Source organism: Actinomyces sp. oral taxon 897 (assembly GCF_002999235.1).
GTDB lineage: Bacteria > Actinomycetota > Actinomycetes > Actinomycetales > Actinomycetaceae > Actinomyces.
The window spans coordinates 1,135,800-1,148,224 of record NZ_CP027236.1 but is presented as its reverse complement, the minus strand read 5'-3'; the positions used below and the strand labels follow the sequence as shown (position 1 = coordinate 1,148,224).

Sequence of the window (12,425 nt, the reverse complement as noted above, 5' to 3'; positions counted from 1 at the left end):
GAGACACCACCCGAGAGGTGATCACCATGACGCAGCCGCACCCCAACGTGCTGGTAGTCCTCACCGATGACCAGGGCCCCTGGGCCATGAGCCGCACGTGCCCCGAGCTCGTCACCCCGGTCCTGGACGACCTCGTGTCCCGCTCGACCAGCTTCGAGAACTACTACTGCGCCTCCCCGGTGTGCTCCCCGTCGCGGGCCTCCCTCCTGACCGGGCGCATGCCCAGCGCGCACGGGGTCCACGACTGGCTCGTGGGGGAGCGCCACCCCGACGCCCACGAGGACGACTACCTCGGCGGCCTGACGACCCTCCCGCAGGCGCTGGAGGAGGCCGGGTACGTGTGCGCCATGGTGGGCAAGTGGCACGTGGGCTCCTCTAAGCGCCCCGCCCCCGGCTTCAGCTACTGGTACGCCCACCGCCTGGGGGGCGGGCCCTACTACGGCGCCCCGGTGTGGACCAGGGACGGGCGACGGGCCGAGGAGGGGCGCTACCTGACCGACGCGATCGCCGAGGAGGCCTGCGCCTTCCTCCGCCAGGCCACCGGCGGCCCGGCCGGGGCGCAGGACGCCACCCGCAGCCCCTTCTACCTGCAGGTCTGCTTCACCGCCCCCCACTCCCCGTGGGTGGACGCCCACCCCAGGGAGCTGACCGACCTGTACGCGGACTGCGACTTCCCCTCCGTCCCGCGGGAGGAGCGCCACCCCTGGGCCCGGGCCCTGGACGACTTCGACGACGCCTGGGCCGACCCGCTGCCCAGCCTGCGCGGCTACGCGGCCAGCCTGTCCGGCGTCGACCGCGCCCTGGGGGCCGTCTTTGACGAGCTGCGCGCGTGCGGGGCGGAGCAGGACACGATTATCGTGTACATGTCGGACAACGGCTTCTCCACCGGTCACCACGGCGTGTGGGGCAAGGGCAACGGCACCTGGCCGCTCAACTTCTGGGAGAGCTCGGTGCGCGTCCCCTTCCTCGTCCACCTCCCCGGCCAGACCCAGGCGCGGCGCGTGACGGCCCACGCCTCGGCCTGCACCTTCCTGGAGACCGTGTGCGAGCTCGCCGGGGTCAGCGCCCCCGAGGACCCCCTGCGCGTGGCCGGCTCCGTGGCCGGGCTCGTCACCGGGCAGGTGCCCGACACCCCGGAGGCGAGCGTCGTCGTCTACGACGAGTACGGTGGCGGGCGCATGATCCGCGACGGGGACCTCAAGCTCATTGAGCGCCACGTCGGCCCCACCGAGCTCTACGACCTGGCCCAGGACCCCCAGGAGCGCGAGAACCTGGCCTCGCTGCCCGCCTACGCCACGGTCGTCTCCGACCTGCACGCCGCCCTGGAGGACTGGTTCGCCGCCCACGAGAACGCGGTGGACCGGGCCTGGGAGCGCGACGTGCGCGGCCGCGGGCAGGTCCACCCCCCGCGCCGCGGCTACGACGACGCCCGCACCTACGTGCCCGGCGGGCCCTCCCTGGACGGGATCCAGGCCGGGGGGGACGACGCCGGGGACGACGCCGGAGAGGACGCTGGCTGAGAGCCGCCTCAGCCCTCCCCGGCCGGAGCGGCGAACCACAGGACGGTCTCGCCGTAGCGCCTGTGGGCCAGGCGCTCCAGGCCCACGGGCCAGGTGGGCTCGGGGGTGCGCGAGGAGCGCTCGACCACGACCACGCCGGCGGGGGCCAGCCACGGGTCCCGCGCGCGCACCAGGGGCGCCAGCATCGCGGCCAGGTCGGCCTCGGGCAGGTGGTAGGGCGGGTCCAGGAGCACCAGCTCCACCGGGGCCCCGGCCACGCCGGCCAGGAAGGGGACCACCTTGGCGGTCACCACGCGCACCCCGCGCAGCCCCAGACAGCGGGTGTTGCGCGCGCACACGGCGGTCGCTGCACGGGAGGAGTCGACCAGGGTGACGTCCGTGGCGCCGCGGCTGGCCGCCTCCAGGCCCAGGGCCCCCGAGCCCGCGCACAGGTCCAGGACCCGGGCGCCGTCGAGCACCCCGTAGTGCCCCAGGCGGGCGAAGAGCGCCTCCCGCACCCGCTCGGAGGTGGGACGTGTCCCGCCGCGGGGCACCTCAATGCGTCGGCCCCCGACGCTGCCTGCCACGATCCTGGTCATACCCGGAGCCTACGTGAGGGCGCGGGGCGGTGGGGGCGGCCGACCTGGGACGACCGTGACCGGACTGTGACGACTCCTGACCGGCGAGGGTCCCCCACCGCCTGACACGCTCCCACTACCCTGCACGCCGTGACCAGCACGCCCAGCATCCCGGCCGGGGAGGCCCTCGCGGTCTGCCCCGGGAGCTTCGACCCCCTGACCCTGGGGCACGTGGACGTCGTGGAGCGGGCCGCGGGCCTGTTCACGCGGGTCGTGCTGGGGGTCGCCCACAACGCCGACAAGGCGGGACGCCACCTGCTGAGCCTGGAGCAGCGCCTGGACACGGCCCGGGCCTCCCTGGCCCACCTGCCGGGGGTGGAGGTGGACGTGGTCCCCGGGCTCCTGGCGGACTACTGCCGCCGGCGCGGGGCCACCGCCATCGTCAGGGGCCTGCGCAACGGAACCGACCTGGACGCCGAGCTGCCCATGGCCCTGCTCAACCGTGACCTGGGGGGCCCCGAGACCGTGTTCCTGGCCGCCGCCCCCGGCCACGCCCACCTCTCCTCCTCCCTGGTCAAGGACGTGGCCCGCCACGGGGGGGACGTCAGCGCCCTGGTGCCGGCCCCCGTCCTGCCCGTCCTGGTGGCGGCCCTGGGCACGTGAGCCCGACGCCGTCACGCCGCACCCGCCCGCGGCAGCCCACACCAACACGCACACCTACCTGACCTAGGGGACGTCATGACCAGTCGTACCGGAGAGCTCCTGACCATCCTGGACGAGCTCGACATCCTCATCTCCACGGCCCGCACCATGCCCATGAGCGCCCTCGTCATCGTCCACCGCGAGGAGGCCCTGGACCTCATCGAGCGGGCCCGGGCCGCCGTGCCCACCTCCGTCCGGGAGGCCCAGAGCGTCCTGGACGAGGCCACCGACCGGGTCGCCCAGGGCCAGGCGGAGGCCGAGCGCATTGTGCGCCGCGCCCAGGACGAGGCCGAGCAGCTCATCGCCTCCGAGAACGTGGTGCGTAACGCCACCCAGCGGGCCGACCTCATTGTGGAGGCCGCCGAGGCCCAGGCCGCCCAGCTGCGCGCCGGGGCCGACGACTACTGCGACAAGGTCCTGGCCGGCCTGGAGAGCGAGCTCGCCCGCGTGGGTGACCAGGTCCGGGCGGGCCGGGAGGTCCTGGCCTCCCGTATCGGGGAGACCGCCGCCCCCCAGGCGCAGCCCGCGGTCGTCGAGGAGCCCCGACGCCGCGCCGTGTGGTCGGTGGACCCCTCCGCCACCCGCTGAGCCGCCCCGGTAGGCCGAGAGGACGCCGGGACGCGGTACATTCGGTACCGCAAGCGCCGGCCACCCGGCAGGACGCACCCCAGGAGGACACGTGAGCGCCCCGAGCGGACTCGTCATTGACATCGTCGACCTGCCCCACGCCGTCGGGGCCACCAAGGACGTCCGCCTGCGGGTCCCCGCCCCGCCCGGCCTGGGCACCGCCGTCATCGGCACCCCCGAGGGCAGCCCGGTCGCCGTGGACGCCACCCTGACCGTCCTCGCGGACGGCGTCCTGGTGCGCGCCACCGCCGACCTGCACGTCCACGGCGAGTGCGTGCGCTGCCTGCAGGACCTGGACGAGGACCGCACGGTGCGCCTCGAGGAGCTCTACCACCTGCCCCGTGGGGCCGCCCAGGACGAGGAGGACCAGGACGTCCTGCTGCTGGGGGAGACCACCCTGGACCTGGAGCCGGCCCTGCGTGACGCCCTGGTCGGGGACCTGCCCTTCCGCCCCCTGTGCCGCCCCGACTGCCGGGGGCTGTGCCCCGGGTGCGGTGAGCGCCTGGACGACCTGCCGCCCGGCCACCACCACCAGGACCGCGACCCCCGCTGGTCGGCGCTGGCCAGCCTCCTGGCCCAGACCCCCCAGGACGACGCCGACGGCCAGGGGCGCGCCTGATGGGCCGTCGCAGCGCCCCCGCCGCCCGCCGTGACGTGGAGACCCTCGTCTTCCGCTGGGGCCCCACGATCGACCCCGACCTGCTCGTCCTGGCCCTGACCCACCGCTCCTTCGCCCACGAGAACGGCGGCCTGCCCACCAACGAGCGCCTGGAGTTCCTGGGGGACTCCGTCCTGGGCCTGGTCGTCACCGAGTACCTCTACCGCGCCCACCCCACGGTCCCCGAGGGGCAGCTGGCCAAGATGCGGGCGGCCACCGTCTCCGAGCCGGCCCTGGCCGCCGTGGGCCGGGACCTGGGCCTGGGGGAGTTCATACGGCTCGGCAAGGGGGAGACCCTCTCAGGGGGCCGGGACAAGGACTCCATCCTGTCCGACACCGTCGAGGCCCTCATCGGCGCCACCTACCTCACCCACGGCCTGGAGCCCACCCGCGTGGTGGTCGAGCGCCTGGTCTCCCGGTTCCTGGCCCAGGCCCGCACCCGCGGCGCCGGGCTGGACTGGAAGACGAGCCTCCAGGAGCTCGCCGCCGTCCACGACCTGGGCGCGCCCGTCTACCAGGTGACCGGCGAGGGCCCCGACCACGCCCGCGTCTTCACCGCCACCGCCGTGATCGACCACGAGGTCTACGGCACGGGCACCGGCAGCTCCAAGAAGGTGGCCGAGCACGACGCCGCCGAGGCCGCCTACGCCGCCATCCTGGCCGCCCGCGGGGACGGGGGCCTGGATCTCCCCGGTGTCAACGACGCCCTGAGGGCCGACCTGGTCGCGCACGCGCAGGACGCCGGCACCACGCCACCCGGTGCCTGAGCTGCCCGAGGTCGAGGTGGTCCGTGCGGGCCTGGAACGCTACCTGGTCGGCCGTGTCGTCAGGGACGTGGAGATCCTCGACCCCCGCCCCCTGCGCCGTCAGGCCGGCGGGCCCCAGGCCCTCGTGCGCACCCTGACCGGTCGCACGCTGACCGCCGTGGTGCGGCGCGGCAAGTTCCTGTGGCTGCCCCTGGACGACGGGCGCGCCCTGAGCGCCCACCTGGGTATGTCCGGGCAGCTGCTGGTGCGCGGGGTGGCCTCCCGCCCGGCCCGGCCCCGGTACGTGCGGGACGTACCTGCGGCGCCACGCCACCTGCGCGTGCGCATGCACCTGGAGCCCGCGGCGGGGGACGACCCCCGCGGGGCCGCCCTGGACCTGGTGGACCAGCGCATGCTCGGCGGGCTGCACACGGTGGACCTGGTCCCCACCCCCGACGGCGCCCCCGGCGGCGCGGGCAGCCCCCTGGCGCTCCTGCCCGCCGACGCCACGCACATTGCCCGCGACCTGCTGGACCCCGACCTCGACCGCGCCGGGGCGCTGGCCCGGACGCGCGCCTCCCGGCGGGCCGTCAAGACCCTCCTGCTGGACCAGGGCCTCGTGTCGGGGATCGGCAACATCTACGCCGACGAGGGCCTGTGGGAGGCCCGCGTCCACGGCCTGCGCCCGGGCACCTGGCTCGGGCCGCGCGTGGCCGACCGCCTCCTGGACCTGGTCGCCGCCGTCATGCGGCGGGCCCTGGCCGCGGGCGGGACCAGCTTCGACGCCCTCTACGTGGACGCCGAGGGCGCTGCCGGGTACTTCGCCCGCGAGCTGGCCGTCTACGGGCGGGCCGGCCAGTCCTGCCGACGCTGCGCCACCGTGCTCCGCCGTGAGACCGTGGGCGCGCGCAGCCACACCTTCTGCCCGCGCTGCCAGAGGCGCCCGCGCCACCCGGCCGGCCCCGCACCCGGCACGTCCGCCTGACGGCATGCCCCGGCCGCCTGCCGGACGCAGCGGCCGCCCGCACCCGGGACGTCCGCCCCGGGCGCGGGCGGGCACGGGCCGGACCGTCCGCCACGATCTGTGTGACGTAGGTCCCCGGGCGCTGCTAGGCTCAGGGGCATGCCGAACGTCCCTTCCGCAGAGACCATCCGCGTCATGATCGTGGATGACCACGAGATCGTCCGCCGTGGAGTGTCTGAGATCATTGACCGCGCCGACGGCATGGAGGTCGTGGCGGAGGCCGGGGGACGCGCCGAGGCGGTCCGCCGTGCCGAGCTCATGCGCCCCGACGTCGTCCTGGTGGACCTCCAGCTGCCCGACGGCACCGGCATTGAGCTCATGCACGAGCTGCGTGACCTCGTCCCGGACGCCTTCCCCATTGTCCTGACCTCCTTCGACGACGACGACGCCCTGGCCGAGGCCCTGGAGGCCGGGGCCCGCGCCTACCTGCTCAAGACCATCCACGGCGCCGAGATCAGCGACGTCGTCCGGGCGGTCGCCTCCGGCCGGGTCCTCCTGGACGAGCGCACCGTCACCCGGCGGCGCGCCGACCACGACGACCCCACCGCGGACCTGACCAACGCCGAGCGCAAGGTCCTCGACCTCATTGGCGACGGCATGTCCAACCGCGAGATCGGGGAGCGCCTGGGCGTGGCGGAGAAGACCGTCAAGAACCACATCACCTCCCTCCTGGCCAAGATGGGCCTCCAGCGGCGCACCCAGGTGGCCGCCTGGGTCGCGGGCCAGCGGGCCAGCGGCTGGCGCAACGGCTGAGGTGCTCAGGCCCCGTCCAGGGGCACCCGCCAGGTGAAGCAGGTGCCGCGGCGCTCCCCGTCGGAGCGGGCCCGCGGCCCGATGACGAAGCTGCCGCCGTGACGTCGCGCCCGCTCGGCCATGTTGGAGGTCCCGGAGCGGCGGGCCACCGTGGGATCCACCCCGACGCCGTCGTCCCGGCAGACGATCTCCACCACCGGGGAGCCGCTGAAGGTCGGCGCGCTGCCCGAGGCGGGGCCCTCGGCGGGCAGCGCCGCGCCCGCCCGCCCGCCCTGCCCCCCCGGCGGCAGGACGCCCTCGAGCTTGACGTCCACGGTCACCGAGGAGGCGTGGGCGTGACGGGCCACATTGGCCAGGCCCTCCCTGACCACGGCCACCATGTCGTCAGCGACCTCCGGGTCCACCGCCGCGTCGATCAGGGCGATGAGCTCGTCCTCCCCGGCCCGGTCGGCCGCGGACAGCCCCCGCCCGTCCACGCTGAGCAGCAGGGAGGGGGCGTAACCCAGGGATGTCCGCGCCAGGGAGGCCTCCCGGCGCAGGCGCTCCACCACCGAGACGTCCTCGTCACGGTCACGCAGGGAGCGCACGATCGAGCGGATCTGGCGCACCGAGTCGTCCACGGCGGCCAGGGAGGCCTCCAGGGCCCGGCAGGCCGTGGCGAGCCGCTGGTCCCGCCCCGCCCCGCAGCCCTCCGACTGGGCCTCCAGGCGCTCCTTGGCCGCCGAGATCTGCATCCCGGTGGCGAAGAGCTGCTGGATAGCCAGGTCGTGCAGGTCGCGCCCGATCCGGTGACGCTCGTCCAGGAGGGTGGCCACCTCCTGGGCGTGCTGGGCGTCAGCCAGCTCAAAGGCCATGGTGGCCTGGCCCGCCACCAGCTCGGCGATCTCCAGGTCCTGGTGGGTGAAGGGGGCGGCGCCCTCCTCGCGCACCAGCAGCATGACCCCCACGCCCCGGCCCCGGTGGAGCATGGGGGCGTACAGGGCGGGGCCCAGGCGCGCCAGGGACTCCACCAGCAGGTCCCCCTCGGCCCAGGCCCGTGCCAGGGACTCCACCAGCAGGCCGGTCTGGTGGGCCAGCGTGGTCAGGGCCCGCCCCCGGGCGGGGAAGCGGACGCCAATGAGCTCCGAGGCGTGGGTGCCCTCGGCGATCTCGCACACCCAGGTGTCCCCGACGCTGGGCAGGATGAGGGCCGCCGTGTCGGCGTGGGCCACCGTGCGCACCCGGCGGGCGATGAGGCTGAGCGCGTCGTCCTCCTCGGCGCCGGAGAGCAGCAGGGTGGTCAGCTCCTGGGAGACCGACATCCACTGCTCGCGCTCGCGGGCCTCGCGGTACAGGCGCGCGTTCTCCACGGCGACGGCGGCGGCCTCCGCCAGGGTCAGGACCACCGTGACGTCGCCGTCGTCGAAGCCACCGGGCTTGTCGCACAGGTAGAGGCGCCCGTAGACCTGGCCGTGCAGGCTCAGCGGCGCGGACAGGACCGAGCTGGCCGCCCCCTCCTCGATGACGCCGGTGAAGGCGCCGGTCACCGCCAGGTCGTTGTCGACCAGGACGCCCGCCTGGTGGGGGCCGGTGGGGCAGGCCGACTCCAGGAGGGAGTCGAGCTGGGCGGGGGAGGCCTCGACCTGCCCGCAGGTCAGGGTGACCGGTGCGTCCTGCCGCTGGGAGGGGTCGGCGTGGCTGAGCACGGAGATGGTGCCCCAGGCGGCCCCGGTGATGGAGCAGGCCGACTCCACGAGCCGGCTCAGCGCCTCGGAGACCTTGAGCGAGCTGGTCAGGCCCAGTGCCGCCCGGACCAGGCGCAGGGTGTCCTCCTGGAGGTGGGGGGCGGCCTGGGAGTGGACGGCGTAGGGGCCGACGGCGTCCTCCTCGGGGCTGGGGCCCGTGGGCAGGACCAGGAGGAGGTCGTCGTCGGGCATCCCCGGGAAGACCGCGGGACGGTCCTGGGACTCCTGGGGCGGGAGGGGCTCCTGGGACCGGGGGAGGTCTGCGGGGGTAGGGGTGTCAGTCATCGCTCTGCTCCTGGGACACGGTCCAACGGTAGTCGTCGTCAGCGGACATGAGGTCGGCGTGGCTGCCCCGGCGCACGATCGTGGCGGGCCCCGACCCGGTTCGGCCCAGGACCAGGACCTCCTCGGCGTGGCCCAGGGCGCTCAGGCGGTGGGTGACCAGGAGGGTCCCCCGCCCGTCCCCCGCTGCCCCGCCGTCCCCGGAGGTGGCCCCGCCGTCCCCGGAGGTGGGCGCCCCGGCGCGCAGGAGGTCCGCGACCAGGCGGTCCGCGGTGTCGGCGTCCAGGTGCTCGCCGGGCTCGTCCAGGAGCATGAGCGGGGCGGGGCAGGCCAGGGCCCGGGCCAGGAGCAGGCGGCGCCTCTCCCCGCCAGCCAGGGTGGCGGCGTCGGAGCTGACCGGGGTGTCCAGGCCCCGGGGCAGGCAGGCCAGCCAGGGCCCCAGGCCCGCGCGCTCCAGGAGGGTGGTGGCCTGGGAGGCGGTCACGTCACCGCGGGCCACCCGCAGGTTCTCCAGGACGGTGGTGTCAAAGACGTGCGCGTCCTCGGCGGTGAGGGTGACCTGTGCGGCCACCTCCTGGCGCGCCGCGCCCCAGGGGGCGACGCCGTTGAGGGTGAGCGTGCCCGCCCGGGGCTCCAGGAGCCCGGCGAGGGTCAGCAGCAGGGTGGTCTTGCCGACCCCGGAGGGGCCCACCACGGCCAGGCGCCTGCCCGGACGCAGCTCCAGGTCGATGCCCCGGGCCACCACCGGCCCCCCGGGCCAGCCCACCGCCAGGTCGCGGGCGACCAGGACCGGGCCGCCGTCAGGAGCCGGGTGCAGGGGCCGAGGGGCGGGCAGGGCCGCCGTGGAGGCCTCAGCCGACTCCACCAGGGAGACAATGCGTACGGCGGCCCCGGCGGAGGCCACCAGCTGGGCGCTGGCCAGCCCCAGGGCGCTGGTGGCCTCGAAGGCGGCCAGGGGGACCAGCACGGTGACGGCCAGCATAACCGGGTCCAGCGTCCCGGAGGCCACCGCGGGCACCCCCACGGCCAGGCAGCCCAGGACCGCCAGGCCCATGGCCAGGGTGTCCACCGCGGCGGCCAGGGCGGCGGGGCGGGCGGCGCGGTCACGGGCGCGCGCCAGACGGCCCTCCAGGTCCGCCAGGCCGTCCATGACCTGTGCCAGGCGGCCGTTGACCGCCAGCTCGCCGCCACCTTCCAGGACGGTCATGACGGTGGCGGACAGCTCGGTGGCGTGCTCGGCCCGGGCCAGCTCGGCGGCCCGGGCCGCCCGGACGGTGGCGGCCGGCCCCACGACCCCGGCCAGCAGGAGGCAGGCGGCCAGGACGGCCCCGGCGGGAGGGTGGACCAGCGTCACCCCCAGGCTCGTGGCCGCCCCCACCACGCCCGCCACCCACATGGGCAGCCAGGCGCGCACCACCAGGTCGCCCACGGCGTCCACGTCGCGGCCGACCCGCTCCAGCACGTCGCCGCGCCGCAGCCCGGCGACCACGTCGGCGCGCGAGGCGGCCAGGGCCGTGTACAGGCGGGTGCGCAGGGCGGTCATGCCGCGCAGGGCGGTGTCGTGGGAGGCCAGGCGCTCGCAGTAGCGCAGCACCGGCCGGCTGACGCCGAAGAGGCGCACCGCCACGGGGGCCACGCCCAGGGCGGCCACGTCGGGCATCTGCGAGGCCCGGGCAATGAGCCAGGCGGCCACGGCGGACAGGCCCACGGCACTGGCCAGGGACAGGCTGCCGGCCAGCACCGAGCAGGCCAGGCGGCCACGGTCCAGGTCCAGCAGGGTGGTGGCCCGGCGCAGCGCCCGGCGCTCGGCGGGGGTCAGGACCAGGCTCATCGGGCTCCCTCCGCGGCGGCGTGGGCCGATGTCGTCGTGGCAGGTCCCGTCGGCGTCCGGCCGCCGGGGGGCTTCGGCCCCGCCCCCGGCGCCGTGGGGGCGTCAGGCGCCCCGGCCGCCGGCCTGCCCCCGGCCGCCGGGGCGTCCTGGACGCCTGCCAGGGCCGAGTCGGGCTCGCTGCGTACCGTAATGACGTCCTGGGCCAGGGCCAGCAGGGCGGGGCGGTGGGCAATGACCAGGACGGTCCTGCCGGCCCCCATGAGGGCCCGCACGGCCTCCAGGACGTGGGCCTCGCTGGCGGCGTCGAGGTGGGCCGTGGGCTCGTCCAGGACCACCAGGGGGGTGGTGGAGGCCAGCGCCCGGGTCAGGGCCAGGCGCTGGCGCTGGCCCACCGACAGGCCGACCCCGCCCTGGCCGATCCGGGTGAGCCAGCCGTCGGGCAGGGCGGCCAGGACCTCGGCCAGCCCGGTGGCGCGGGCCGCCGAGACGACCTCGGGCGGCGCCTGACCCCCGGCGCGTCCGGCCGCCTCGGGCCCCATGACGTTGTCCAGGACGGTGCCGGGGGACAGGACGGGGCGCTGGGGCACCCAGGTGACCTGCTCCCACCAGGCCGAGGGCTCGATACCCGCCAGGTCGGTGAGGTCGCCGTCGGCCCCGCCTACCAGGACGCGCCCGCGGTCGGGGTGCAGGAGCCCCAGCACCACCTGGCTGGTGGTGGTCTTGCCGGCCCCCGAGGGCCCGGCCAGGGCCGTCAGCCGCCCGGGCCGGATGGTGGCGCTCAGCGGTGCCGGGGCCCAGGAGCCGCGGGCGGCCACGGCGACGCCGTCGAGCTCGATGGTGGCGGTGGCCAGGTCGGGGCAGGGGCCCGTCCCGGTCTCGGGCAGGGGGACCTGCAGGATCTCGAAGACGGCCTGGGCGGCGGCGGTGCCGCCCGCGGAGGCGTGGAACTGGAAGCCGACCTGCCGCAGGGGCTGGTAGACCTCGGGCGCCACCATGAGCACCAGGAGGCCGGTGGCCAGGTCCAGGTCGCCGTACACGAGGCGGAAGCCGACCTCCACGGCCACGACGGCCACGCTCAGGGTGGTGAGGAACTCCAGGACGGCCCCGGACAGGAAGGCCACGCGCAGGGTGGACATGGTGGTGCGGTTGTAGGCGCGCCCCAGCTGCTCCACCCGCGCGGCCGGCCCCTGCTCGCGGCCCAGCGCCTTGAGGGTGGGTAGGCCGGCGATGAGGTCCAGCACCTGGGCGCCGAGCCGCTCCATGGCCGCCAGGCGGTCCCGGGAGTGCTGCTGGGTCAGGCGTCCGATGAGGACCATGAAGACCGGGATGAGGGGGATGGTCAGGACCACCGCCACGGTGGAGGCGAGGTCCTGGGTGAGCATGACCAGGGCGACGGCGGGGGTCACCGTGGCGGACATGAGCAGCTGGGGCAGGTAGCGGGTGAGGTAGGGCTCGATGTCGTCCAGGCCCCGGGTCAGCAGCGTGGAGGTGGTGGCGGCGTGGGTGGCCTGCCAGCGCGGCCCCAGGGCGGCGGCGTGCTCCAGGACCCGACGGCGCAGCTGGGCGACGGTGTCCCGGGCGGCGCGGTGGGCCAGGGTCTCCTGGACCAGCAGGACGACGGCGCGCGCCACCACGACCGCCGCCAGGCAGGTGGCGAGCGTGGCGACGGCCCCCGGCGCGGTGGGGTGGGTGACCACCGGCGAGACGGCGCGGGAGACGAGGTAGGCCTGCGCCACGAGGAGGCCGGCGGTGAGGGTCCCGGTGACCGCCGTCGTCACAATGTAGCGGCGCGCCGCGCGGGCGTACCGCATGAGGCGGGGATCCAGAGGCTTCACCCTCCCAGGATAGGCGGTCGGGACCTTGGGCCTTGACACGGGGGTGGATCCGGTGGGAGGACGTCAGGCGCACGGCAGCGAGGAGAGGCGCACAAAATGTGACGAATCGCATTTCAATCGTTTGTTCAAACGTTTCACCTCAGAAGGCCATGGTGTGCATCATAGT

11 protein-coding genes are annotated in these 12,425 nt (G+C 75.7%); 7 read left to right on the top strand and 4 right to left on the bottom strand.

Annotated features, from left to right (window positions below):
* The first annotated feature begins 26 nt into the window (after positions 1 to 26).
* Entirely contained in the window at positions 27 to 1,520 is a 1,494-nt protein-coding gene (locus tag C3V41_RS04640) for a sulfatase-like hydrolase/transferase (RefSeq protein WP_106110665.1), read from the top strand.
* A gap of 8 nt (positions 1,521 to 1,528) precedes the next feature.
* On the opposite strand, the gene rsmD is transcribed toward C3V41_RS04640, so the two are convergent.
* Positions 1,529 to 2,098 (bottom strand): 16S rRNA (guanine(966)-N(2))-methyltransferase RsmD, encoded by a 570-nt coding sequence (gene rsmD, locus C3V41_RS04635; protein WP_106109301.1) that lies wholly within the window; start codon positions 2,096 to 2,098, stop codon positions 1,529 to 1,531.
* Between the two features lie 147 nt (positions 2,099 to 2,245).
* Between rsmD and coaD the strand changes: the two genes are divergently transcribed.
* The 6 genes from coaD (at position 2,246) to C3V41_RS04605 (ending at position 6,587) form a co-directional block, all read left to right on the top strand.
* Positions 2,246 to 2,740 (top strand): pantetheine-phosphate adenylyltransferase, encoded by a 495-nt coding sequence (gene coaD / locus C3V41_RS04630; RefSeq protein WP_106110664.1) that lies wholly within the window; start codon positions 2,246 to 2,248, stop codon positions 2,738 to 2,740.
* 75 nt (positions 2,741 to 2,815) lie between these two features.
* Positions 2,816 to 3,367: an ATPase gene (locus C3V41_RS04625; RefSeq protein WP_106109300.1), complete on the top strand. Its 552-nt coding sequence runs from the start codon at positions 2,816 to 2,818 to the stop codon at positions 3,365 to 3,367.
* A 91-nt stretch (positions 3,368 to 3,458) separates the two neighbouring features.
* The gene (locus tag C3V41_RS04620; RefSeq protein ID WP_106109299.1) at positions 3,459 to 4,025 is read left to right on the top strand and encodes a YceD family protein; all 567 of its coding nucleotides are present in this window, start codon (positions 3,459 to 3,461) and stop codon (positions 4,023 to 4,025) included.
* Positions 4,022 to 4,831 (top strand): ribonuclease III, encoded by an 810-nt coding sequence (gene rnc, locus C3V41_RS04615; RefSeq protein WP_174714796.1) that lies wholly within the window; start codon positions 4,022 to 4,024, stop codon positions 4,829 to 4,831. The genes C3V41_RS04620 and rnc overlap by 4 nt, the downstream gene beginning before the upstream one ends.
* A complete protein-coding gene (mutM, locus tag C3V41_RS04610) occupies positions 4,824 to 5,795 on the top strand; it encodes a bifunctional DNA-formamidopyrimidine glycosylase/DNA-(apurinic or apyrimidinic site) lyase (protein ID WP_106109297.1) in 972 nt (323 codons plus the stop codon). The genes rnc and mutM overlap by 8 nt, the downstream gene beginning before the upstream one ends.
* Before the next feature lie 138 nt (positions 5,796 to 5,933).
* Positions 5,934 to 6,587, top strand: coding sequence for a response regulator (locus C3V41_RS04605; RefSeq protein WP_106109296.1), 654 nt, complete (start codon positions 5,934 to 5,936; stop codon positions 6,585 to 6,587).
* Positions 6,588 to 6,592: 5 nt separating this feature from the next.
* Here C3V41_RS04605 and C3V41_RS04600 read toward each other — a convergent pair whose 3' ends face one another.
* From C3V41_RS04600 to cydD, 3 genes are read right to left on the bottom strand one after another with little or no spacing between them, the layout of a single operon-like run.
* The gene (locus tag C3V41_RS04600; protein WP_106109295.1) at positions 6,593 to 8,596 is read right to left on the bottom strand and encodes a GAF domain-containing sensor histidine kinase; all 2,004 of its coding nucleotides are present in this window, start codon (positions 8,594 to 8,596) and stop codon (positions 6,593 to 6,595) included.
* A complete protein-coding gene (gene cydC, locus C3V41_RS04595; protein ID WP_106109294.1) occupies positions 8,589 to 10,424 on the bottom strand; it encodes a thiol reductant ABC exporter subunit CydC in 1,836 nt (611 codons plus the stop codon). The genes C3V41_RS04600 and cydC overlap by 8 nt, the downstream gene beginning before the upstream one ends.
* The gene (cydD, locus tag C3V41_RS04590; RefSeq protein ID WP_217350954.1) at positions 10,421 to 12,259 is read right to left on the bottom strand and encodes a thiol reductant ABC exporter subunit CydD; all 1,839 of its coding nucleotides are present in this window, start codon (positions 12,257 to 12,259) and stop codon (positions 10,421 to 10,423) included. Before cydD ends, cydC begins: the two co-directional genes overlap by 4 nt.
* Positions 12,260 to 12,425: the final 166 nt, after the last annotated feature.